Origin of the sequence: Oceanimonas pelagia (genome assembly GCF_030849025.1) — a bacterium.
Lineage (GTDB): Bacteria > Pseudomonadota > Gammaproteobacteria > Enterobacterales > Aeromonadaceae > Oceanimonas > Oceanimonas pelagia.
The window spans coordinates 249,390-273,144 of sequence record NZ_CP118224.1 but is presented as its reverse complement, the minus strand read 5'-3'; the positions used below and the strand labels follow the sequence as shown (position 1 = coordinate 273,144).

The following is a 23,755-nucleotide window of genomic DNA, read 5'->3' as shown; positions in this document are numbered from 1 at the left end:
GAGTTATTTAGAATCCGGCCATTCACCTTAAACTGGCGTCGTTCCATGCAAGACCACCGGCTTCCCCCTTTTCGCGCAGCCCTGCTGCACCCGCGCTTCTGGCCCGCCTGGCTGGGGCTGAGTGTGCTCTGGCTGCTGGTGACCCTGCTGCCCTGGCGCGCCCAGATGGCACTGGGTCGGGGGCTGGGGCGACTGTCGATGACGGTGCTCAAGTCCCGGGTGAAGGTAGCCCGGCGCAACCTGGAGCTGGCCTTGCCGGAACGTGAAAAAGCCGAGCGCGAGCGGATGCTGCAGGCCAACTTTGAAAGCGTGGGCTGCGCCATTTTCGAGACCGGCATGGCCTGGTTCTGGCCCCACTGGCGCATGCGCGCCCTGACCACCCTGGACGGCACCGAGCATGTGGACGCCGCCGTGGAAAGCGGCCAGGGCATGCTGCTGCTGTCGGCGCATTTTCTCACCCTGGAGCTCAACGCCCGCCAGTTTGGCCTCTATCGTCCCGGCGTGGGGGTCTACCGGCCCAATACCAACCCGGTGCTGGAATACGCCCAGGTGCACGGCCGCTGCCGCTCCAACAAGTACCTGGTGGACCGGCTCGACATCAAGGGCATGCTCAGGGCGCTGCGCGCCGGCGATGCGCTCTGGTACGCCCCGGATCACGACTACGGCCGCCACGCCAGCGTGTTCGTGCCCTTTTTCGCCGTCGACAAGGCCGCCACCATTACCGGCACCGCCACCCTGGCGCGGGTGAAAAACACCGTCACCCTGCCCTGCTTTACCCTGCGGGAAAAAAACGGCTACCGGCTGGTGATCCAGGCCCCGCTGGAGAACTTTCCGGTGGGCGACGACGAAACCGATGCCATCACCGGCAACAAGGTGATTGAGGCCGCCATTCGCCGCGCCCCGGAGCAGTACATGTGGCTGCATCGCCGGTTCAAGACCACCCCGGAAGGCGTGGCGTACCGGTACTGATGTCGTGAGGGGTCAGGCGTGAGGGGTGAGGAGCACTGCAGCAGGCGGTGTTTTTCTCCTCACTCCTCACCCTTCACTCCTCACTGGCTTGCAGCCATTTTTTCCAGCTGGCCACCACCCACTCCCGTTCCTGGGTGAGCTCGGTGTCGGACACCCGACCGGGTTGATCCGAGAGGCTGAGGCGATGGCCCCGGTCACGAATGGCGCAATAGGCCTGGCGCAGGCGCAGGGATTCGTCTTCCTCGAGCAGATCCACTTCCACCGCGGTTTCCAGAATGCGCATGTTGTCGGACCAGCGGGTCAGCTCCGGGTGCCGGGCGCTGTGGGCCAGCACCAGGTACTGGGTCAGAAACTCGATGTCGGCGAGTCCCCCTACCGACTGCTTGAGGTGAAACTCCCCCGGGCCAGCCTTGATCAGGTGCTCACGCATCTTTTCACGCATGGCCACCACCTCTTTGGCCAGCTCATCCCGGTTACGGGCCTTGCTCAGCACCCCGGCGCGAAGGCGGGCAAACTCGTCGGCCAGCGCCGGCTCGCCCACGATCAGGCGGCTGCGCACCAGGGCCTGGTGTTCCCAGGTCCAGGCCTCGTGCTCCAGGTAATGGCCGTAGGCGTCAAGCGGACTCACCATCAACCCGGAGTTGCCGCTGGGGCGCAGACGCATGTCGAGCTCATAGAGCACGCCGCTGGCGGTGCGGGTGCTGAACAGGTGAATAATGCGCTGGGCCAGACGCAGGTAGAACTGGCGGCTGTCCAGCGGCTTGTCGCCGTTGGTCTGGCCGCTGATGCCACTCTGATGTACAAACACCAGATCCAGATCCGAGCTGTAGGCCAGCTCTATGCCCCCCAGCTTGCCATAGGCCACCACCCCAAAGCCCTTGTCGCCGCTGTCCGCCAGCTGGGCCGGCACGCCGTGACGGGCGCTGATCTGGGCCCAGGCCTGGTTGACCACCTCTTCCACAATGGCTTCCGCCAGCCAGGTCAGGTGATCGCTCACTTTCATCAGCGGCAGGGCGCCGGCAATGTCGGCGGCGGCGATGCGCAGCAACTGGATCTGCTTGAACTGGCGCAGCGCCTCCATCTGCTGCTCCACATCCTCTTCCGGCACCCGCAGCAGAAACTGGCGCAGTTCGTCCTTGTAGGCGTCCAGCGGAATGGGGTTGTACAGCACCTGGGGCACCAGCAGCTCGTCCAGCAGAATGGGAAAGCGCGCCAGCTGTTCGGCCACCAGCGAGCTGGCCTCGCACAGGCGAATCAGCTGGGTCAGGGCACCGGCGTTTTCCACCAGCAGCTGCAGGTAGGCGGTGCGGGTGGCAATTTGCAGCAGCAGCTTCTGCAGCCGGGCAAACAAAATGCCCGGCGTGTCGGACTGGCTGACCTTTTCCAGCAGCACCGGCATCAGTTTTTCCAGCGCCTGTCGCCCCTGGGGGCCCATGGCCCGGCGCGGGCATTCCTGCTTGAAGGTATTCAGGGCATGAGCCAGCCGCGCCGCCTTGTCGGCGGCCATGCCCTGCTCCTGCAGCAGGGCCGTCAGCTCGCTTTCCTGTTCCCAGTCGGTCTGCCAGATATCGGACCAGATCTGGGCCACGCCTTCTTCCTCGGCTTCGGTGCTGTCGCCAATGAGCAGCTCAAACTGGCGGTGCACCCGGCTCATGGCGGTGTGCAGGGTGGCATAAAAGGCCTCCCAGCTGTCGTGGCCGGTGAGCCAGGCCAGCCGGGCCTGATTGAGCTCGTCCTGAGGCAGGGTCTGGGTCTGCTGATCGGCAAAGGCCTGCAGGTAGTTTTCCACCTTGCGCAAAAAACGGTAGCTGGCGTGCAGCTGCTCGGTCACCTCCCGCTCCAGCGCCCCCGCCTCACAGGCCGCCGCCAGCGCCTCGGGCAGGTGGCGCACCTGCAGTGCCGGCTCCCGGCCGCCGCGAATAAGCTGAAACACCTGAGCGATAAATTCCACCTCGCGAATGCCGCCGGCGCCCAGCTTGATGTTGTCCCTCAGCCCCTTGCGGCGTACCTCGGCGGCGATCATGGCCTTCATCTGGCGCAGCGAGTCGATGACGCCAAAGTCGATGTAGCGGCGGAACACAAAGGGCTTGAGCATGGCGCGCAGCTCGGCGGTGTATTCGCCCTCGTCGTTGAGAATACGCGCCTTGACCATGGCGTAACGCTCCCAGGTGCGGCCATGATGCTGGTAATAGTCCTCCATGGCGGTAAAGCTCACCGCCAGCGGACCCGACTCGCCAAAGGGCCGCAGGCGCATGTCCACCCGGTACACCTGACCGTCTATGGTGGTCTGGTTGAGGGCGTTGACCAGCTTCTGCCCGAGGCGAATAAAAAACTGCTGGTTGGCCAGCTCCCGCCGTCCGCCCCTGGTCACGCCGTTGTGAGGAAAGGTGAAGATGAGGTCGATGTCGGATGAAAAGTTGAGCTCGCCGCCCCCCAGCTTGCCCATGCCGAGGATCAGCATGGGCACGGCGTTGCCCTCGGCATCGGTGGGCGTGCCCAGCTCGCCGCACTGGCGCCGGTACAGCCAGCGGTAAGACTCCACGATCAGGGCGTCGGCCAGCGCCGAGATATGCACAAAGCTTTCTTCCACCTCGGCCCCCAGCAGCATTTCCCGCCAGGCGATCAGCAGCAGCTCCCGGCGCCGGTACTGGCGCAGCACACGCATCAGGGTGGCTTCGTCGCTCACCTCGGCCAGCATGGCCGCCAGCTCGGGCTGATAACGCCCGGCCCGGTCAGCATTGAACAAATCCCGCTCATCCTCCAGTTCCAGCGCCAGCTCGGGCTGACGGCACAGGCTGTCGGCGGCAAAGTCGCTGCAGGCAAACAGCCGTTTCAGCCGTACAATGCGCTCGTGGTCGAGTCGGGGCAGCAACTCGGCGGCGCGTTCGGCAAAATGGGACCAGTGCTTGTCGGCCTGAGCGGCGAGCGGGGCGGGCAATGCAGACATGGGCAGTTCCTTCTGTTCAACAATGGCCTTCAGACTACCACCCTTGCCGGGCCGGCACAGCGGGCCCGGCGCAAATTCTCGCGCACCACGCCGTGCTTGCACTGGCAAGGCCGGCTGAATTAGTCTTTAGCCGACTTATTATGTCAGGATTTGTGCATGGAACTTTCAGTAATCGGCCGCCACCTGGAGCAGCTGGGCGAGGCCTCGACCACAGGTTTTGCCTTTCAGTGCTACCCCATTCCCGGCGAGGTGGAAGTGCTCAGGGTGACGGTGGAAGGGCGGGAAGAGCTGCCCCTGTTTATTTCCGTGTCCGACGATCAGATTTTGTGCATCTGCTACCTGTGGGACGAAAGCCAGGTGGATCCGGCCCGGCGCCAGGCCATGCTGGAGGCCATGCTCGACATGAACATTCCCATGCCGCTGTCGGCCTTTGCCCGGCTCGACGACTGGTACGTGGTATTTGGCGCCCTGTCGCTCAACTCCGCCCTGGCCGACATTGAGCACGAGCTGGCGGTGCTGAGCGACAACTGTCTGGAAGTGATCGAAGACATGGCGGAATTCTTGTTGTGAGGGCACGAGTATGAGCGTATTGGGTCGCGTGCTGCGCAGCCTGCAGGATGCCAAGGACGGCAGCCTGGATTCGGAACGGGTATGCGTACAGCTGGTGCAGGACTGCCGTCACGCCGAACAACACATGACCGGGCTGGCACGCCAGTGCGACCAGCTCAAAGCGGAACTGGCCGGCGCCGGCGAGCAGTCGGAACGGCTGGCGCAACGCCATGGCGAGCTGGAACAGGCTGCCCTGGCGGCGCTCGACGGCGATCCCGGCCGGGCCCACGCCCTGGCCCAGGCCCTGGCGGAGCTGGAAAACGAGCAGGAAGCGCTGGCCGTCCGCCGGGCCTATGATGAAAAACGGCTGGCTTATTACCGCCGCCGCTGGCTGGAGGCGGAGCGCCACTACCACGATCTGTGCCGGCAACTGGCCATGGCCCGGGCCAGCCGCTGCGTGCGCCAGACCATGGCCGCCATTCGCGAGCATCCGGCGGTCACCCTGATCAACGCCAAACAGGCCCTGGCCCACATTCGCGCCCGGGAGCAACAGGTTCAGCCCGACGAGCCGGCACCGGCCGGCGGCCAGGCGCACCGGCACAGCGCCGACGAGGTGCTGGCCCGGTTGCGGCAACAACGGAATACCCGCCCATGACTCAACGCAAGCTGCCGGACAAGTGGCAGAGCTCGGTGCGCGCCGCCCGGGCGGTACAGGTGGCCTTTGACATGGACGAAAAGCTGCAATACCGCATTCGCCGCGAGGCACTGGACAATGGCCTGAGCCCCTCGGATCAGATCCGTCATATTCTCAGCCTGCCCACCTCGGCCAAACCCAAACGCCCCAGGCTGACGGTATCGTTGAGTCCGGAGGATTATGTGCACCTGGCCGAGCGCTACGGTCTGCAACCGGAGCAACAGCTGGAAATCAAGCACCGGGTGATGGACGAGCTGCTGGAATACAGTAAAAAGCAGGAAAGAGCCTGACACAGCAATATTAAAAAAGGAGCCCTTTGACTCCTTTTATTGCTTTCAGCGCCAGTAGGGCGTCAGCTCCAGCGCCTGACGGCGGGACTGCTCCAGCGCTTCCAGCAGAAAGCCCTGCTTGCGCGCCAGCCACTGCTCCAGCTCTTCGGCCTCATCTGTTTCCAGCCTGTCCACCAGCTCCGGCAGGGGGGACAGCATGTCCAGATCCTCGATGCCGCGCAGAATATCGAGCCAGGGCATGCGAAAGCCCAGCCGCTCCGCTTCCGGAAACAGCCGGCTGAAGCACAGTCCCACCATCAGGTTGCGGCGCAGCTTGCCCTTTTGCTGAATGTACTGCTCCACGCTGAGCTGCTCCGCCCCCAGGGCGCTGTGGCGCAGAGTCTGCCAGCTGTCCTCCAGCAGCGGATCGGCCAGGCTGGCCACCGGCGCCAGCAACTGGTGCTGTTGCTCCCGGGTCAGCCCGGCACGCCAGTCCTGCCGGTAGAGCCAGTGGGTCAGGCCCAGCACCAGACGGCCGTAGCGGGGGCTGTGCAGCAGCTCGCGCAGGTATAGTTCGTCGGGCAGACACAGCTGTTGCTCGGTCAGCAGCCTGAGCAGGCTTCTGCGACAATCGAGCCGGCGCAGGTAATGTCCCTTGTCGGCAGTCAGGTGAGCCAGCATCTGGGCCCGGTCCAGCCAGGACAACTGCTGTTGCAGCCACAATAAATCGTCCACCCAGCCGCTGTTGACCCGCAGCGACACCCGCTCGCCGAACATCAGCAATATCTGGTGCACCAGGGCCGCGCCTTCCCGCAGCTGCACCAGCCAGTCGATGCCGGGCCGGGCCAGCCAGCCTTCCTCGTGATGCTGCCAGTGAGCCAGGGCCTGGTGCAGCAGCTCGACCATGGCCTGCTCGCAGGACTGCTCCGGTTGCAGCGCCACCGGCTCCAGCACCTGCAACTCGGGCATGGAACTCAGCCCCGCCAGCCGGTAGCCGCGCTGGGCCTTGGACACCGCCCCCAGGCGCAGGCCCCCCTGACGCACCAGATGCTCGGCCAGCTCAAACAGCACCGAGGCGTCGCCCCGCACCAGCTCCAGCTCCAGTTCGCGAATGGGCTCGCGCCGTTCACCGGCCTGCACCTCGCCCTCGTCCAGGGCCAGTTCAATCTCGGTGCCATTGAATTCCACCAGCCAGCGCCGGCGGACAAAGTCGGTACAGAACAGCGGCTGCAGCCCGCGCTGCAGCGCCTGCGGGTCGGCCCCTTCCGGCCAGATGGTGGCGGGAAACAGCGACAGATCCGGGTTGTGCACATTCAGGGCCACGTTGTATTCCGGACGCTGGTGCAGGCCACCCACCTGACTGCCGGCGAGCTTGACGGTCTGCTCCAGTGCGCCGTTGCGGCTGCGAATGCGCAGCCCGGCCCCCAGCCGGCGCAGGCCCAGCTCGGCGGTGTCGAAGTAGGTGTTGGCCAGATGCTGGCGGTCGTGTTCAAGAATTCGGCAGGATGGCAGCAGCTCGGGCAGGCTGTCACTGAGTTCACGTGAGACAAGAAACTTGATCTCGATTTCTGTATCCATAGGGGTGTCCGGAAAACCAACCTTCTGTATTTGAATGCGAAAGCAAAAACCGCTACCAGAGTAGCATGACGGTTTTATGAAAAATGCTGTTTTCTTGCCTGGGGAGTTACGTTACCATGCGCGCCACATTGACGTATCGAGTGTTTTTTCACCGACACAGGGTTGGCTATGCCAGTTAATACTATTTTGGGACTCTTTGCCAAGTCTCCTATCAAGCCCCTGCAGAAGCATGTGATGAAGGTCCATGAAGCTGCGCAGCAATTGGTTCCCTTCTTCGACGCCATGTGGGAGCAGGACTGGGAAAGCGCCGAACGGATCCAGCGTCGCATTTCCCAGCTGGAACGGGAAGCCGATGCGCTGAAGCGCGAAATCCGCCTCAAACTCCCCCGCGGCCTGTTCATGCCGGTGGAACGCACCGACATGCTGGAGCTGCTCACCCAACAGGACAAGATCGCCAACAAGGCCAAGGATATCTCCGGCCGCATCGTGGGCCGCCAGATGGCCATTCCGGTTGAGCTCAAGTCCGCCTTCATGGACTACCTCAACCGCTGTATCGATGCCACCGCTCAGGCGGCCAAGGCCATCGACGAGCTCGACGAACTGCTGGAAACCGGCTTCAAGGGCCGGGAAATGGATCTGGTCACCGACATGATCCACCAGCTGGACCTGATTGAAGACGACACCGACGTGATGCAGGCCAAGCTGCGCCGCCAGCTGCAGGCCATTGAAGAAAACTACAACCCCATCGACGTCATGTTCCTGTACAAGATCCTTGAGTGGGTCGGCGACCTGGCCGATCAGGCCGAGCGGGTGGGTTCCCGCCTGGAACTCATGCTGTCCCGCTCCTGAGCGAAACGACAAGGTAAATAAATGGATATCATTGCTAACTACGGCACCACGCTGATCCTGGTGGCGGCCGTCTTCGGCTTCTTCATGGCCTGGGGCATTGGCGCCAACGACGTGGCCAACGCCATGGGCACCTCCGTCGGCACCCGTTCCCTGACCATCAAGCAGGCGATCATCATCGCCATGATCTTTGAATTCGCCGGCGCCTACCTGGCCGGCGGCGAGGTCACCTCCACCATTCGCAGCGGCATTATCGACTCCAGCGCCTTTAACGACCATCCCGACCTGCTGGTGTTCGGCATGATCGCCTCGCTGCTGGCCGCCGGCACCTGGCTGCTGCTGGCATCCTACTTCGGCTGGCCGGTGTCCACCACCCACTCCATCATCGGCGCCATCGTCGGCTTCGCACTGGTGTCGCTGGGTTCCGAGGCCGTGCACTGGGGCAAGCTGGGCGGCGTGGTCGGCTCCTGGATCGTCACCCCGGCACTGTCGGGCCTGCTCGCCTACTTCACCTTTATCAGCGTGCAGCGGCTTATCTTTAACGCCGACAGCCCGCTGGCGGCAGCCAAGAAGTACGTGCCCGCCTATATCTTCCTCACCGTCATGGTGATCTGTCTGGTCACCCTGAAAAAGGGCCTCAAGCACGTGGGGCTGGAGCTGAGCGACATGCAAAGCTGGGGGCTGTCGGTGCTGGTATCACTGGCCAGCGCCGTGCTCTGCGGCATTTACATCAAGGGCCGCAGCTACAACCCCAATGACGACAAGGACATGCACTACTCCAACGTGGAGAAGGTATTCGGCATTCTGATGGTGGTCACCGCCTGCGCCATGGCCTTTGCCCACGGCTCCAACGACGTGGCCAACGCCATTGGTCCGCTGTCGGCGGTGGTCAGCGTGGTGGAAAGCGCCGGCCAGATCGCCTCCCAGTCCAGCATTGCCTGGTGGATCCTGCCGCTGGGCGGGGTCGGCATCGTCATCGGCCTGGCGTCCTTGGGGCACAAGGTGATGGCCACGGTGGGCACCGGCATTACCCACCTGACACCCAGCCGGGGCTTTGCGGCCCAGCTGGCTACGGCTGCGACAGTGGTGATCGCATCGGGTACCGGCCTGCCCATTTCCACCACCCAGACGCTGGTAGGGGCGGTGATGGGGGTAGGCCTGGCCCGGGGCATTGCCGCCCTGAACCTGAACGTGCTGCGCAATATCGTGGTTTCCTGGGTGGTGACCCTGCCCGCCGGCGCCGTGCTGGCCATCGTGTTCTTCTACGCCATTCAGTGGATGTTCACCTGATCCCGCACCAACACAGGGGGGCCTGAGCCCCCCCTTGTTCTTGTCCTTCCCGCTTCTCACCATTACCATGGCGTCACGACTAGAGCCCCAAGGATTCTCAGGTGAGAGCAAAACTTCTGCTGCTGTGCAGCCTGTTTTGGGTGAGCCAGACCAGTGCCGCCACCCGCTACATTTCCGATGACGTGTATGCTTTTCTGCATGCCGGTCCCAGCAACCAGTACCGCATTATCGGCTCCATCAAGGCCGGTGAGCCGGTGGACCTGCTGGATCGCAACGCCGCCACCAAGTATGTACAAATAAAGGACGCCGACGGCCGTACCGGCTGGATGGACGGCCAGTTTCTGCAAACCGACGCCAGCTTTCGCTCCCGCCTGCCGGAGCTGGAAAAGGCGCTCAGCGAAGCCCGAGCACAACTGGCCGGCGTGGACGAACGTCACGCCCGGGACGTGGCCGACAAGGTCAGCCTGATCGAGCGCCAGCAGCAGGAGCTGGCCTCCCTGACCGCCCGCCTGGACGAGCTCAGCAGCAGCCATGAGCGGCTGTCCAGCGAAAATGAACGCCTGACCAGCCTGATGGACAACAAGGAGCACCAGATGCGCCTGGACTGGCTGGTGCACGGTGGTCTGGTGGCCGGTGTCGGCGCCCTGGTGGGCTTTGTGCTGCCGATGGTGCCCCTGCGGCGGCGCAAGCGCCAGGACAGATGGATGAACTAAACCCCGGGGATCAGGGATTAGGGATTAGGGATTAGGGATTAGGGATTAGGGATTAGGGATTAGGGATTAGGGATTAGGGATTAGGAAGTCTGCAGGTGCATCACAGTGCCTGCAGACTTTTTTGTTTTCCGCAAAGATGGTTGCCGCTTCGCGCCAATTTGCGGGCGGGCCGCCCGCGCTCCAGAAAACATCATATCCATGGAGCACAGGCGGCTCGCCTGCATTAGCGCCGGCAGGCGCTCAGAGACAAGCGTTACTCCACGTCATTCAGTGCGAAGTGCCGGTTGGGCTTGCGATACACCACGCCGTCCTGCTGCAGCCACAGAAAAATATCTTCCACCTCTTCCCGCGACTTGTTCAGCAGCGCCGAGACTGCCCCCTTGGCACAGCGCAGTTCACCCGCCTTCAGCCGCGCCACCAGCTCGTGGTAGTAATCCGGGCGCTGCACGGGCGTCACCGCGGCGGGCTCATGAGCCGGCTCGCTCACGGGCTGTGCCGGGGCTGGCCGAGTGCCGTGCTGACGATAGTGACGCCGAAAACGGATTTCCTCACCCAGCAGCGAGATGAAAAAGGCGGCAAAGAAGTCGAGCAGCATCGACAGTGCCGCCACTATGCCAAACTGCACCCGGGACAGCGGCCAGCCCAGGCCGTCGGCCAGGCTGGTCATCAGCCCCATCAGTGAGTCCTGATTCTCCACCGCCACCCGATCCCGCTCCCGGCGCAGTTCATCCTGCTGTGCCATCAGCGCCTGATTGCGCTGCAGCATACGGGTCATGCCGGTGGCAATGCGCTCCATCTCGATATAGGCCTGAGCCGCCTGCTCATTGATCTCGATTTCCCGCGCCAGGGCGGCAATGCGGTCATCATAGCCCTGCACCAGCGCCGCCCTGGCCTCGTCCGCCTGCAGCAGCGTGTTGGTGGCGGCATTGATACCGCCCACGCTGCCGGCGATCGACAGGGCCGCCAGAATGCCGTAGAAGCACAGCGCCTTGCCGGCGCCCAGCCGATCCCGCCGGTTGAAGCGCTCGCCCACCTCATACCAGATGTAGAACTTGCCCACCTCAAACACCAGCGCCAGACCGCCGAACATCACCTTCATCAGCGGCCCCTGATCCAGAGACAGGAACAACAGCAGGGAAAACACCATGGAGGCGGCAATGGAGGCGCCGGTGATCAGATAAATCACAAACAGGGCAAAGTGCCCCTTGGGAAGACGTTGATAGTGCACAGCCGGAAACCCACAAACAAAACGAGCGGGCATTATAGGGGGCGTGAACCCTCAGGCAAGGGCTCGCTCACGGCGGTTGAACTATATTCATTGCAGCAAGGCGCCTTCGTTTTTCCACTCGCAACCTCAGGACTTTCGCCATGTTTACCGTCGCCCGTGTTTTCGCTCCCGATTACTCCCCTTCCGATCTGGCCGCACTGCGTCAGGACATCACGCACAACTATGCGGTGGAAGAAAACGCCTGGCTGGCCCGGCTGCTGGAGCAGTTGCCCGCCTCGGGGCCGGACATGGCACACCTGGAAAGCCAGGCCCGCCGGCTGGTAACCCGGGTGCGGGAACAGAGCGACGGCGGCGACGGCATCGATGCCTTTTTGCAGCAATACAGCCTGGACACCCAGGAAGGCATCATTCTGATGTGCCTGGCCGAAGCCCTGCTGCGCATTCCCGACAGTCATACCGCCGACGAACTGATCAAGGACAAGCTGTCCGGGGCAGACTGGGCCAGGCATTTTCGCCAGAGCGACTCCACCCTGGTCAACGCTTCCACCTGGGGACTGATGCTCACCGGGCGCATCGTGCGCATGGACAAGAAGCTCGACGGCAATCCGGCCAACGTGCTGAGCCGCATGATCAACCGTCTGGGCGAGCCGGTGGTGCGCTCGGCCATGTATGCCGCCATGAAAATCATGGGCAAGCAGTTTGTGCTGGGGCGCACCATCGGTGAAGCGCTCAAGGCCAGCCGCAAGTCCCGGGAGCAGGGCTACACCCACTCCTACGACATGCTGGGCGAGGCGGCCATGACCGCCGCCGACGCCGAGAAATACCGGGCCGATTACGCCAGCGCCATTGCCGCCGTGGGGAATGAAAAGCTCAACCACCCCGAGGTGCCGCGTCCGTCCATTTCCATCAAGCTGTCGGCATTGCACCCCCGTTACGAAGAAGCCAACCGTGCGCGGGTACTGTCCGAGCTGTATGCCACCGTGGAAGGACTGCTGCAAACCGCCCGCAAACTGGATGTGTTCATTACCATCGATGCGGAAGAAATGGATCGGCTGGAGCTGTCGCTCGACCTGTTTGAAAAGCTCTATCGCAGTGACGTCAACCAGGGCTGGGGCGGCCTGGGGCTGGTGGTGCAGGCCTATTCCAAACGGGCGTTGCCGGTGCTGTGCTGGCTGACCGCCCTAGCCCGGGAGCAGGGCGATGAGATTCCGCTGCGGCTGGTCAAGGGCGCCTACTGGGACAGCGAGATCAAACACAGCCAGCAGGCCGGGCTCGACGGCTACCCGGTTTATACCCGCAAGGCGGGCACCGATGTGGCCTATCTGGTGTGCGCCCGCTACCTGCTGAGCGCCGCTACCGAGGGGGCCATCTATCCGCAGTTTGCCACTCACAACGCGCATACCGTGGTGGCGGTGCTCAATATGGCCGGCGAGCGACGCTTTGAATTTCAGCGCCTGCACGGCATGGGCGAGGAGCTCTACGACGCCGTGCTGACGGAAAACCCCGGTCTGCACTGCCGCATCTACGCCCCGGTGGGTGCCCACAAGGATCTGCTGCCCTATCTGGTGCGCCGGCTGCTGGAAAATGGTGCCAACACCTCCTTTGTGCACAAGCTGGTGGATCCGGACACCCCCATCGATACCCTGATCACCCATCCGGTAACCAGCCTGCGGGAATGCCGCAGCCTGGCCAACGACAGAATTCCACTGCCCCGCAACATTTTTGCCGATCGCAAAAACTCTGCCGGCATCAACCTGAACATTGCAGCCACCCGCACGCCCCTGTTTCACACACTGGAGCAGCTCGCCGGCAAGCAATGGCAGGCCGCGCCCCTGGTGGCCGGCAAGACGGTGAGCGGTGAACAGCGTCCGGTGCTCAGCCCGCAAAACACGGCTCAGCAGGTGGGCACAGTGGTATTTGCCGACAAGACCACGGTGGAGCAGGCCATTACCCATGCCGAAAACGCCTTTAAAGGCTGGCGGGATACACAGGTAGAAACCCGGGCGGCGGCACTGGAAAAACTGGCAGATTTGCTTGAAGCAAACAGCGCCGAGTTTATTTCCCTGTGTGCCAGAGAGGCGGGCAAGCTGCTGCAGGACGGCATCGACGAGGTGCGTGAGGCGGTGGACTTCTGCCGTTATTACGCCAATGAAGGCCGCCGGCTGATGGCCGAGCCCGTCAAGCTGCCCGGCTACACCGGCGAGCTTAATCTGCTGCAGGCACAGGGCCGCGGCCCCTTTGTGTGCATCAGCCCGTGGAATTTTCCCCTGGCGATCTTTCTCGGCCAGGTGAGCGCGGCACTGATTACCGGCAATACCGTGCTGGCCAAGCCCGCCGAGCAGACCAGCCTGATCGCCCACCGGGCGGTGACCCTGGCTCATGAGGCGGGCATTCCCGGTGACGTGCTGCAGCTGCTGCCCGGCGACGGCGCCTCCGTCGGTGCCGCACTCACGGCAGATCCGCGCATTGCCGGCGTGTGCTTTACCGGCTCCACCGACACCGCCCGGCTGATCAACCAGACCCTGGCAAGTCGCGACGGCGCCATTGTGCCGCTGATCGCCGAAACCGGTGGTCAGAACGCCATGATAGTGGACTCCACCGCCCTGCCCGAGCAGGTAGTGCGGGACGTGCTGCGCGCCGCCTTTCAGAGCGCCGGCCAGCGCTGCTCGGCATTGCGGGTGCTGTATTTGCAGGACGACATCGCCGACCGGGTACTGGAGCTCCTTGAAGGCGCCATGCAGGAGCTGAGCGTGGCGGATCCGGCGCTCTGGTCCACCGACGTGGGCCCGGTGATCGACGCCGATGCTCAGAGCGGGCTGCAGGAACACCTGGATGCGATGAAGGCCGCCGGCCACCGAATCATTGCCGAAGCGCCCATGCCCGAGGCCTGCGCCAACGGCTTTTATATTCGCCCCACGGCGCTGGAAATCGGCGGCATCGGTGAACTCGAAAAGGAGCAGTTCGGTCCCATACTGCACGTGGCACGCTTCAGGGCGAAGGACATCGACAAGGTGATCGACGACATCAACGCCACCGGCTACGGCCTGACCCTGGGCGTGCACAGCCGCAACGAATCCTTTGCCGCCCAGGTGGCCAGCCGGATCGAGGCCGGCAACGTCTATATCAACCGCGATCAGATTGGCGCCATGGTGGGTGTGCAGCCCTTTGGCGGCCGGGGCCTGTCGGGCACCGGTCCCAAGGCCGGCGGCCCGCACTACCTGGCCCGCTTCATCACCGAAAAAACCATCACCAACAACACCACCGCCATTGGCGGCAATGCCACCCTGCTGTCATTGGGAGAAGGGTAAAAGGCTGAAAGCGGGCAAAACCAATGCTGCACTCGTCACTCCGGCACGGGCCGGAGTTCATCACGGGTGCACCGGCGCCTGCTGAATGGATTCCGGCTCGCGGGCCGGAATGACCACATGAAAATGACATTTTCGCCAAGTAAAATAATGAAAATAATTCTCAAAGGCGCTGCAGCGCCTTTTTCATATTCAGCCGTTATAATGGCGGTTTTGCATGTGGGAGTGCGGCGTTGAAAATCTATCTGGTGGGGGGCGCGGTCAGAGACGAGCTGCTGGGCCTGAGGGTAACAGAGCGGGACTACATGGTGGTGGGCGCCACGCCGAAGCAGCTGCTCGACCTCGGCTATACCCAGGTAGGCAGGGACTTTCCGGTGTTTCTGCACCCCCACAGCAAGGAGGAATACGCCCTCGCCCGCACCGAGCGCAAGGCCGGCAGCGGTTACACCGGCTTTATCTGCGACTTCGGCCCCGACGTGACCCTGGAAGAAGATCTGCGCCGGCGGGACCTCACCATCAATGCCATTGCCCGGAGTGAAACCGGCGAACTGATCGACCCCTACGGCGGTGTGGCCGATATTCAGGCCCGGGTGCTGCGTCATGTGTCCGGCGCCTTTACCGAAGATCCGCTGCGGGTGCTGCGGGTGGCACGCTTCGCCGCCCGCTTTCACCACCTGGGTTTTACTCTTGCCCGGGAAACGCAAGCCCTGATGCAGAACATGGCCGCCGGCGGCGAGCTCACCGCTCTCACCCCCGAGCGGGTATGGAAGGAAACCGAAAAGGCCCTGGCCTGTGACAACCCCCAGGTATTTTTTGAGGTGCTGCGCGACTGCGGCGCCCTGGCGGTGCTGTTTCCGGAAGTGAACGCCCTGTTCGGTGTGCCCGGTCCCAGGGACTGGCACCCGGAGATCGACACCGGCCTGCACACCATGATGGTGCTCAAACGTACCGCCGAGCTGGGCGCCAGCCTGCCCTGCCGCTTTGCCGCCCTGTGCCACGATCTGGGCAAGGCACTCACGCCGCCCGAACACTGGCCCAGCCACCACCACCACGGCGAGCTGGGCATTGCGCCTATTCGGACGTTGAGTGAACGGCTGAAGGTGCCCACCGAGCACAGAGAACTGGCAGTGTTGATGAGCCGCTGGCATATCTGCCTGCACCGGCTGGCCGAGCCGGCGCCGCAGCAGGCGCACACGGTGCTGGAGCTGCTGGATCATACCGACGCCTGGCGCAAACCGGATCGCTTTGCCGAATTGTTGCTGTGCGCTCAGGCCGATCTGCAGGGCCGCACCGGCTTTGAACAACGCCCCTATCCCCAGCGGGAACGGTTATGGCGATGGCTGCAGGAGCTGAAGCAAATTACCGCCCGGCCCTTTGTGGCTCGGGGGCTGAAAGGCCCCGCCATTGGCGAGGCCATCCGTGAGGCAAGGCTGGCGCGGCTGGTGCAGTTGCTTCAGGCCTGACTCAGCACGCCAATCAATACCGCGCCCAGGGCCAGCCGGTACAGCACAAAGGGCAGTACCCCCAGGCGGTTGAGCAGGCTCAGGAACAGATGAATGCAGGCCAGGGCGCTGGCGAACGACACCAGCACCCCCAGAGAGACCGCCGGCCAGGGCATGACGGCGCCGCTGCCCACCAGGCCGCTGGCCTGATGGCTGCCCGCCAGCAGGATCACCGGAATCGACATCAGAAAGGAAAACCGCGCCGCCGCCTGCCGGGTCAGCCCCAGCATCAGGCCGGCGGTGAGGGTAATGCCGCTGCGGGAGGTGCCGGGGATCAGCGCCAGTGCCTGGGCACAGCCCAGAAGCAGGGCGCCGCGCCAGCCGGCCTGGTATTCATTCTTGCACTGGCGGGCCATGCGGTCGGCCCACCACAGCAGCAGGCCAAAGACGATGGTGGCGGTGGCTATGACCCAGCCCGAGCGCAGGTAGACGCCAATCACATCCCCCAGCAACAAGCCCGCCACACAGGCGGGCACGGTGGCCAGTATGATGCCCCAGGCCAGTTTCGACTCGGCACTGTGGCCGCCCCCGCGCAGCGAAACCCACCAGCTCAGCGCCAGGGTCACCACCTCGCGCCGAAAATAGAACAGCACCGCCAGCAGGCTGCCCAGATGCACGGCCACATCAAAGGCCATGCCCTGATCGGGCCAGCCCAGCAACACGGAGGGCAACACCAGATGGGCTGAGCTGGAAACGGGAAGAAACTCGGTCAGGCCCTGAATGAGGGCCAGCAGAATGGCATGAACTTCCATGAGGCCGTTCTCTTAAGTAAGGATGAACTCAGTATAACCGCGCTCAATGACAAGGGAATGACGTTAACCCTGAAGATTGCGGCTGGCGAACCGCTCGATTTCCACTCCCACCCCGGCGGCATTGGGCACGGCGGCGGGCTTGGTGAGCCGCACCTTGACCGACAGCACCGGAAACTCGGTCAGGATCAGTCGCGCGATGTGCTCGGCCATGGTTTCCACCAGCTCCACATGGTTCTGCTCGGCATAGGTGGTGACCTTCTGCGACAGAGTGGCGTAATCCAGGGCGCAGCCAATGTCGTCCCCCGCCGCCGCCGGCCGGTTGTCGTAACCCATTTCCAGATCGAACCGGATCTTCTGGCGAATACCTTTTTCCCACTCGTAAACGCCTATGGTGGTCAGCACCTCAAGGCCTTGCACAAACACTTTATCCATCGTCTTCGTCTTCTGTTAAGCTGGGGCGGTCTTTGGCGAGCAGGCCGTGAGGCCATATCAGCGCGCAATCATAACGGATTGAACCCGGGGTATAAACCGCGAGATGACCGCCCTAACGCTGTTCATGATCATACTGGCTTATCTGGGAGGCTCGGTGTCCAGCGCCGTGCTGATCTCGCGTCTGTACCGCCTGCCCGACCCCCGAACCCATGGCTCCGGCAACCCCGGCGCCACCAATGTGCTGCGCACCGGCAACCGCAGCGCGGCGGTGTGGGTGCTGCTGCTTGATATTCTCAAGGGCACCCTGCCCGTGTATCTGGGCTGGTTTCTGGATATCAGCCCGCTTTATCTGGCCTTTATCGCCATGGCCGCCTGCCTGGGGCACATGTTTCCGTTGTTCTTTCACTTTCGCGGCGGCAAGGGCGTGGCCACGGCGCTGGGTGCCCTGCTGCCCCTGGGCATGGACATGGCCGGCCTGCTGCTGCTCACCTGGCTGGTCAGCCTGGGGCTGTTCGGCTATTCGTCGCTGGCGTCGCTGATCACCGCTCTGTTCGCGCCCCTGTTCGTGTACTTTATCAAGCCCGAATACACCCTGGCGGTGGCGCTGTTGTCCTGCCTTATTATTATTCGCCACCACCGCAACATCAGCCGGCTGTATCACAACGAGGAAACGCCCATCCTCAACCGGTTGAAACGCAACCGAGAGGAGTGAGGGGTGAAGGGTGAGGAGTCCACCACGCGCCTCTCACCTCCCCCCTCACTCCTTACCCCTCACCGACGGGCGGTAGCTCATCCAGCGGCCAGCGTGGCCGGGCACGAACCAGCAGCGGCTCGATCTGACCGGCCCTGAGCCGTTGCAGACCGGCAAAAGCGATCATGGCGCCATTGTCGGTGCAGTATTCATTGCGCGGATAAAACACCTCACCGCTCAGCCCTTTCATTAACGCTTCCAGCTGCTTCCGCAGCGACACATTGGCGCTGACGCCGCCGGCCACCACCAGCCGGTTGAGTCCGGTCTGTTCCAGCGCCCGTTTGCACTTGATGGCCAGGGTATCGACCACCGCCTGCTGAAAGGCGTGGGCAATATCGGCCCGGGTCTGGTCGTCGTCGCCTTCGGCGGCAATGGTGGTGGCGGTGGCGGTTTTAAGCCCGGAGAAACTGAAGTCCAGCCCGGGTCTGTCGGTCATGGGCCGGGGGAATTTGAAGCGGCCGGACACGCCCCGCTCCGCCAGCTTCGCCAGGCGCGGACCGCCCGGGTAGTCGAGCCCCATCAGCTTGGCGGTTTTGTCAAAGGCCTCGCCGGCGGCATCGTCGATGGACTCGCCGAGGATCTCATAGCGGCCGATGCCGTCCACCCGCACCAGCAGGGTGTGGCCGCCGGACACCAGCAGCGCCACAAAGGGAAAGGCCGGCATGCGCTCTTCCAGCATGGGCGCCAGCAGGTGCCCTTCCATATGGTGCACCGCCACCGCCGGCTTGCCCCAGGCAAAGGCCAGGCTGCGACCTATGGTGGCTCCCACCAGCAACGCACCCATCAGCCCGGGGCCGGCGGTGTAGGCCACGCCGTCGATGTCGTCCTTGCCGCAACCGGCCTCCGCCAGCGCCGCTTCGATCAGCGGAATCGTCTTGCGAATGTGATCCCGGCTGGCCAGCTCGGGCACCACGCCGCCGTAGTCCGCATGAAGTTTGACCTGGCTGTAAAGCTGATGAGAGAGAATACCGAGCCGGTCGTCATAGATGGCGATGCCGGTTTCATCGCAGGAAGTTTCGATGCCTAGTACACGCATGGGTATAATGAATAACGCTGTCGAAAAATAGGCAGTCATGTTACCCTGCCCGCGCTTTTTTAACCAGCAAAGGGTTGCCGGACTTTACAGCCGGGCCCGGTTAATAGTAGAATTTCGCACCATTTTATTGTCATACTGGTTGGTAACAGGCCAGTTAACCGAGGTGAGAGGCACATGCCAGTAATTAAAGTACGTGAAAACGAGCCCTTCGACGTAGCCCTGCGTCGCTTCAAGCGTTCCTGCGAAAAGGCCGGTATCCTGTCTGAAGTTCGTCGCCGCGAGCACTACGAAAAGCCGACTACCGAGCGCAAGCGCGCCAAGGCTGCCGCTGTTAAGCGTCACGCCAAGAAGCTGGCTCGCGAAAACGCACGTCGCACTCGTCTGTACTAAGGCGTTGTTGATCTCATGTCTTTGAAAGACCAGCTGTCAGCCCAGCAGAAAGATGCCATGCGCGCCAAAGACAAGGCACGCCTGGGCACCCTGCGCATGCTGATGGCCGAGATCAAGCAAAAAGAGATCGACAGCCGCGAAACCCTGGACGATGACGGCATCATCGCGGTGATCACCAAAATGGTGAAACAGCGCAAGGATGCCGCCAGCCAGTTCGAACAGGCCGGTCGTCAGGAACTGGCCGACGGTGAACGCCAGGAAATTGCGGTGCTGCAGGAATTCCTGCCGCAACCCCTGACCGAAGACGAGCTGGACACTTTGCTCACGCAGGCCATCGCCGACACCGGCGCCACCGGCATGCAGGACATGGGCAAGGTGATGACGGCGCTCAAGCCGCAGATCCAGGGCCGTGCAGACATGGGCAAGGTCAGCGCCACCATCAAGGCCAAACTGGCCTGATAACCGCCGCTGAGCTGCCAACGGGCCGTGCTTCGCGAGAATGCACGGCTTTGTTTTTTGCTTTACGGTGAATCATGGCTGGCAGAATCCCCCAACAATTTATTGATGATCTCCTCGCCCGTACCGACATTGTCGATCTCATCGACCAGCGGGTACGGCTGAAAAAGGCCGGCAAGAACTATCAGGCCTGCTGCCCCTTTCATAACGAAAAAAGCCCGTCCTTTACGGTCAGTCCCGACAAACAGTTCTATCACTGCTTCGGCTGTGGCGCCCACGGCACCGCCCTTGGCTTTTTGATGGAATACGACGGACTGGAATTTCTCGACGCCATCGACGAACTCGCGGCGCTGCACGGCCTGACCGTGCCCCGGGAAAACACCGGCAGCGGCTCGTCCCAGCAACAGGCGGCGGCGCGGGCCGAGCGCCAGGATCTCTACGGTCTGCTGAACGACATCAGCCACTTTTACCAGCAGCAGTTGCGCGGGGCGCCGGCAGCCATTGACTATCTCAAGGGCCGAGGCTTAAGCGGCAAAGTGGTGAAGCGCTTTGGCATCGGCTATGTGCCGGACCAATGGGACAGTGTCAAACGGCACTTTGGAAAAAGCCGCGACAGCGAGCGTCAGCTGATCGACGGCGGCATGTTGCTGCAAAACGACAACGGCCGGGTTTATGACCGCTTTCGCGATCGCATCATGTTTCCCATTCGGGACAGACGCGGCCGCACCATCGGCTTTGGCGGCCGGGTGCTGGGCGACGGCACGCCCAAATACCTGAACTCGCCGGAGACCCCGGTGTTTCACAAGGGCCGGGAGCTGTACGGCCTGTATGAAGTGCGCCAGGCCCACCGCAACCCGGAGCGAGTGCTGGTGGTGGAAGGCTACATGGACGTGGTGGCCCTGGCCCAGTTCGGCATCGACTATGCGGTGGCCAGCCTCGGCACCTCTACCACTTCCGATCAGTTGCAGCTGCTCTATCGCACCACCCGCGAGGTGATCTGCTGCTACGACGGCGACCGCGCCGGCCGCGAGGCCGCCTGGCGGGCGCTGGAAAACGCCCTGCCGCTGATGCAGGACGGCCGCAGCCTGCGCTTTGTGTTTTTGCCCGACGGCGAAGACCCCGACAGCCTGGTGCGCACTCAAGGCCAGCAAGCCTTTGAACGGCTCCTGAATAACGCCCAGGACTTTGGCGATTTTCTGTTTGAACGCCTGGCGCAAGACAGCATGGACGGCGACGCCGGCCAGCACGAACTGGCCCACAAGGCCGCCGAAGCCATTATGCGGGTACCCGAGGGCTTTACCCGGGAAGGCCTGGTCACCCGGCTGTCGCGCCAGCTCAACTGGGGGGAAAACGAGCGCCGGGTAAAGGAGCTGTTTGCGCGGCTGAAGCCCGCCGACGGCCAGGAAAAAACACCGGCGCGCCCGGCACAAAAACTCAAGCTGACCCCGCTTCGACGGGCCATCGCCCTTGTGCTACAATATCCGGCTGCCGCGGCCCGGCTGCCGGAAATGCCGGCGCTGGAAGAGCTGTCGATGCCGGGCATGGAGCTGCTGCTGGCACTGCTGGCCCAGGTACGCGAGCGCCCTGGCATGAATACCGCGCAGCTGCTGGAGCATTGGCGGGGACATCCTTCAGAGCCGGCCCTGTCGCGGCTGGCCATGGCCGAAAGCGCCTTTGCCGGCGACCATATCGAGCAGGAGCTGCAGGACATCTTCGTGGTGCTCATCAATGAATATCTGGCCCGGCGCATTGAGCTGCTGCAGCAAAAAAGCCGCAGCCGCGACGGACTGACGCCATCGGAAAAACAGGAATTACTGCTGCTGCTGACAGAAAGCAAGGGCGGCGCGGTCTTATAATTGAAAAACGGGCGAACTGCCCCAACATTGTAGTGAAGGCCCGAACACGGGTAGAAGAGAAACCATTGAACGCTGCAGCACGCTCGGCTCAAGGGCGAGGTGTTGGCAAGCTCGGACCAGTTAGCCAGACTGGTTGATTTTTGATATAATCGGCTACTTGCGCGCCAGAAATGAGTGCCCCAGTACCCACACCCTCTTGCAACATCTAACCGGACGAGTTCTATGGAGCAAACCCCGCAGTCACAGCTTAAGCTTCTCGTTGCCAAAGGTAAAGAACAGGGCTACCTGACCTATGCCGAGGTAAATGATCATCTTCCTCAGGATATTGTCGACTCCGATCAGATCGAAGACATTATCCAGATGATCAACGACATGGGCATTCAGGTGGTGGAAAACGCCCCCGACGCCGATGATCTGATGATGTCGGAAACCACCGCCGACGAAGACGCCGCCGAGGCCGCCGCCCAGGCACTGGCGTCTGTTGAATCCGAAATTGGCCGCACCACCGACCCGGTGCGCATGTATATGCGCGAAATGGGCACCGTGGAGCTGCTCACCCGCGAAGGCGAAATCGACATCGCCAAGCGCATTGAAGACGGCATCAACCAGGTGCAGAGCTCGGTGTCCGAGTACCCGGAAGCCATCACCTATCTGCTGGATCAGTTCGACCGCTTTGAAGCCGGCGACATCAAGCTGAGTGACATTATTTCCGGCTTTGTGGATCTGGATGAAGCCGACGACGTGGCCCCCACCGCCACTCACATCGGCTCCGAGCTGAGCGACAAGGACCTCGACGACGAAGACGACGACGAGGATGAAGACGAGGACGAAGACGAGGACTCCGATTCCGACAACGGCCCGGATCCGGAAGTGGCCCGTGAAAAATTCAGCCAGTTGCGCAGCCAGTACGAAGCCGTAAGAGACGCCATTGCCGCCAAGGGCCGTACCTCGGACGAAGCCGCCGAGCAGATCACCGCCCTCGCCGACCTGTTCCGCCAGTTCCGCCTGGTGCCCAAGCAGTTCGACCGCCTGGTGAACAGCATGCGCGACATGATGGAGCGGGTGCGGGTGCAGGAACGCATCATCATGAAGCTGTGCGTTGAGCAGTGCAAGATGCCCAAGAAAACCTTCGTGCAGGCCTTTGCCCATCACGAAAGCGAGCAGGCCTGGTTCAACGCCCAGCTGGCCGCCGGCAAGACCTGGTCTGCCCGGCTGCAGGACGTCTCCGAAGACGTGCTGCGCGCCATTGGCAAGCTCAAGGTAGTGGAAGAAGAAACCGGTCTGACCATTTCCCAGATCAAAGACATCAACCGCCGCATGAGCATTGGTGAGGCCAAGGCCCGCCGCGCCAAGAAGGAAATGGTGGAAGCCAACCTGCGTCTGGTGATCTCCATTGCCAAGAAGTACACCAACCGCGGCCTGCAGTTCCTGGATCTGATCCAGGAAGGCAACATCGGCCTGATGAAGGCGGTCGACAAGTTCGAATACCGTCGCGGCTACAAGTTCTCGACCTATGCCACCTGGTGGATCCGTCAGGCCATTACCCGCTCCATTGCGGATCAGGCCCGCACCATCCGGATTCCGGTGCACATGATCGAGACCATCAACAAGCTCAACCGGATTTCCCGCCAGATGCTGCAGGAAATGGGCCGCGAGCCCACCCCGGAAGAGCTGGCCCATCGCATGGCGATGCCGGAAGACAAGATCCGCAAGGTGCTGAAAATCGCCAAGGAGCCGATCTCGATGGAGACCCCCATCGGTGATGACGAAGACTCCCATCTGGGCGATTTTATCGAGGACACCACTCTGTCGCTGCCGGCGGACTCCGCCACCAGCGAGAGCCTGCGCAACGCCACCAAGGACGTACTGGCCGGCCTGACCGCCCGGGAAGCCAAGGTGCTGCGCATGCGCTTTGGTATCGACATGAACACCGACCACACCCTTGAGGAAGTGGGCAAACAGTTCGACGTTACCCGCGAGCGTATTCGCCAGATTGAAGCCAAGGCCCTGCGCAAGCTGCGTCACCCCAGCCGCTCCGAAGTGCTGCGCAGCTTCCTCGACGAATAAGCCAAGCAGCAACACCAGGTCCAAAGGGCGCTCCGGCGCCCTTTTTCTTTGCTTGCACACCCACCAACCGCTTAAAAATCAAACGCCTAAGCCGCCGCCACAGGTGGACAGGCCCCCGCCCCTTC

General features: G+C 62.7%; 20 protein-coding genes. 14 read left to right on the top strand and 6 right to left on the bottom strand.

From position 1 onward, the window contains the following. The first annotated feature begins 45 nt into the window (after window positions 1-45). A complete protein-coding gene (gene lpxL, locus PU634_RS01295) occupies window positions 46-969 on the top strand; it encodes an LpxL/LpxP family Kdo(2)-lipid IV(A) lauroyl/palmitoleoyl acyltransferase (protein WP_306762280.1) in 924 nt (307 codons plus the stop codon). Between the two features lie 73 nt (window positions 970-1,042). Here lpxL and glnE read toward each other — a convergent pair whose 3' ends face one another. Then, window positions 1,043-3,916, bottom strand: a complete 2,874-nt coding sequence (gene glnE / locus PU634_RS01290; protein WP_306762279.1) for a bifunctional [glutamate--ammonia ligase]-adenylyl-L-tyrosine phosphorylase/[glutamate--ammonia-ligase] adenylyltransferase — start codon at window positions 3,914-3,916, stop codon at window positions 1,043-1,045. A 156-nt stretch (window positions 3,917-4,072) separates the two neighbouring features. Here glnE and PU634_RS01285 point away from each other — a divergent pair, with 156 nt between their 5' ends. The 3 genes from PU634_RS01285 to PU634_RS01275 are packed head-to-tail and all read left to right on the top strand — an operon-like array spanning window position 4,073 to window position 5,449. Continuing rightward, window positions 4,073-4,486: a YjfI family protein gene (locus PU634_RS01285; protein WP_306762278.1), complete on the top strand. Its 414-nt coding sequence runs from the start codon at window positions 4,073-4,075 to the stop codon at window positions 4,484-4,486. Between the two features lie 10 nt (window positions 4,487-4,496). Next, window positions 4,497-5,120: a hypothetical protein gene (locus tag PU634_RS01280; RefSeq protein ID WP_306762277.1), complete on the top strand. Its 624-nt coding sequence runs from the start codon at window positions 4,497-4,499 to the stop codon at window positions 5,118-5,120. Next, complete coding sequence (locus tag PU634_RS01275) at window positions 5,117-5,449, top strand: hypothetical protein (protein ID WP_306762276.1); 333 nt, start codon at window positions 5,117-5,119, stop codon at window positions 5,447-5,449. The genes PU634_RS01280 and PU634_RS01275 overlap by 4 nt, the downstream gene beginning before the upstream one ends. A gap of 45 nt (window positions 5,450-5,494) precedes the next feature. Here the strand turns inward: PU634_RS01275 and PU634_RS01270 are convergent, their stop codons facing one another. Next, window positions 5,495-7,006: a CYTH and CHAD domain-containing protein gene (locus PU634_RS01270; RefSeq protein WP_306762275.1), complete on the bottom strand. Its 1,512-nt coding sequence runs from the start codon at window positions 7,004-7,006 to the stop codon at window positions 5,495-5,497. A 168-nt stretch (window positions 7,007-7,174) separates the two neighbouring features. Here PU634_RS01270 and PU634_RS01265 point away from each other — a divergent pair, with 168 nt between their 5' ends. The 3 genes from PU634_RS01265 to PU634_RS01255 all read left to right on the top strand — a co-directional run bounded on the left by PU634_RS01265 (window position 7,175) and on the right by PU634_RS01255 (window position 9,855). Further along, window positions 7,175-7,855, top strand: a complete 681-nt coding sequence (locus PU634_RS01265; RefSeq protein WP_306762274.1) for a TIGR00153 family protein — start codon at window positions 7,175-7,177, stop codon at window positions 7,853-7,855. A 21-nt stretch (window positions 7,856-7,876) separates the two neighbouring features. Continuing rightward, window positions 7,877-9,142, top strand: a complete 1,266-nt coding sequence (locus PU634_RS01260; protein WP_306762273.1) for an inorganic phosphate transporter — start codon at window positions 7,877-7,879, stop codon at window positions 9,140-9,142. Window positions 9,143-9,243: 101 nt separating this feature from the next. Beyond that, the gene (locus PU634_RS01255; RefSeq protein WP_306762272.1) at window positions 9,244-9,855 is read left to right on the top strand and encodes a TIGR04211 family SH3 domain-containing protein; all 612 of its coding nucleotides are present in this window, start codon (window positions 9,244-9,246) and stop codon (window positions 9,853-9,855) included. A gap of 253 nt (window positions 9,856-10,108) precedes the next feature. Here PU634_RS01255 and PU634_RS01250 read toward each other — a convergent pair whose 3' ends face one another. After that, complete coding sequence (locus tag PU634_RS01250; RefSeq protein WP_306762271.1) at window positions 10,109-11,083, bottom strand: hypothetical protein; 975 nt, start codon at window positions 11,081-11,083, stop codon at window positions 10,109-10,111. A gap of 140 nt (window positions 11,084-11,223) precedes the next feature. On the opposite strand from PU634_RS01250, the gene putA reads away from it, so the two are divergent. Continuing rightward, on the top strand, window positions 11,224-14,391 hold the full coding sequence (gene putA, locus PU634_RS01245) for a bifunctional proline dehydrogenase/L-glutamate gamma-semialdehyde dehydrogenase PutA (RefSeq protein ID WP_306762270.1): 3,168 nt from the start codon (window positions 11,224-11,226) through the stop codon (window positions 14,389-14,391). A gap of 230 nt (window positions 14,392-14,621) precedes the next feature. Next, complete coding sequence (locus PU634_RS01240; RefSeq protein WP_306762269.1) at window positions 14,622-15,851, top strand: multifunctional CCA addition/repair protein; 1,230 nt, start codon at window positions 14,622-14,624, stop codon at window positions 15,849-15,851. Here PU634_RS01240 and PU634_RS01235 read toward each other — a convergent pair. Both PU634_RS01235 and folB read right to left on the bottom strand, forming a co-directional pair. After that, complete coding sequence (locus PU634_RS01235) at window positions 15,842-16,642, bottom strand: undecaprenyl-diphosphate phosphatase (RefSeq protein WP_306762268.1); 801 nt, start codon at window positions 16,640-16,642, stop codon at window positions 15,842-15,844. The two genes, PU634_RS01240 and PU634_RS01235, sit on opposite strands and share 10 nt — an antisense overlap. Window positions 16,643-16,705: 63 nt before the next feature. Further along, the gene (gene folB, locus PU634_RS01230; RefSeq protein WP_306762267.1) at window positions 16,706-17,074 is read right to left on the bottom strand and encodes a dihydroneopterin aldolase; all 369 of its coding nucleotides are present in this window, start codon (window positions 17,072-17,074) and stop codon (window positions 16,706-16,708) included. A 103-nt stretch (window positions 17,075-17,177) separates the two neighbouring features. Here folB and plsY point away from each other — a divergent pair, with 103 nt between their 5' ends. Further along, window positions 17,178-17,786: a glycerol-3-phosphate 1-O-acyltransferase PlsY gene (gene plsY / locus PU634_RS01225; protein WP_306762266.1), complete on the top strand. Its 609-nt coding sequence runs from the start codon at window positions 17,178-17,180 to the stop codon at window positions 17,784-17,786. A gap of 52 nt (window positions 17,787-17,838) precedes the next feature. On the opposite strand, the gene tsaD is transcribed toward plsY, so the two are convergent. Beyond that, window positions 17,839-18,861 (bottom strand): tRNA (adenosine(37)-N6)-threonylcarbamoyltransferase complex transferase subunit TsaD, encoded by a 1,023-nt coding sequence (tsaD, locus tag PU634_RS01220; RefSeq protein ID WP_306762265.1) that lies wholly within the window; start codon window positions 18,859-18,861, stop codon window positions 17,839-17,841. A gap of 174 nt (window positions 18,862-19,035) precedes the next feature. Between tsaD and rpsU the strand changes: the two genes are divergently transcribed. From rpsU to rpoD, 4 genes are all read left to right on the top strand, one after another. Continuing rightward, on the top strand, window positions 19,036-19,251 hold the full coding sequence (rpsU, locus tag PU634_RS01215; RefSeq protein WP_014293599.1) for a 30S ribosomal protein S21: 216 nt from the start codon (window positions 19,036-19,038) through the stop codon (window positions 19,249-19,251). 15 nt (window positions 19,252-19,266) lie between these two features. Continuing rightward, entirely contained in the window at window positions 19,267-19,710 is a 444-nt protein-coding gene (locus tag PU634_RS01210) for a GatB/YqeY domain-containing protein (RefSeq protein ID WP_306762264.1), read from the top strand. Window positions 19,711-19,784: 74 nt separating this feature from the next. Continuing rightward, window positions 19,785-21,563 (top strand): DNA primase, encoded by a 1,779-nt coding sequence (gene dnaG, locus PU634_RS01205; RefSeq protein ID WP_306762263.1) that lies wholly within the window; start codon window positions 19,785-19,787, stop codon window positions 21,561-21,563. A 174-nt stretch (window positions 21,564-21,737) separates the two neighbouring features. After that, on the top strand, window positions 21,738-23,630 hold the full coding sequence (rpoD, locus tag PU634_RS01200) for an RNA polymerase sigma factor RpoD (protein ID WP_306762262.1): 1,893 nt from the start codon (window positions 21,738-21,740) through the stop codon (window positions 23,628-23,630). The last annotated feature ends 125 nt before the right edge of the window (window positions 23,631-23,755 follow it).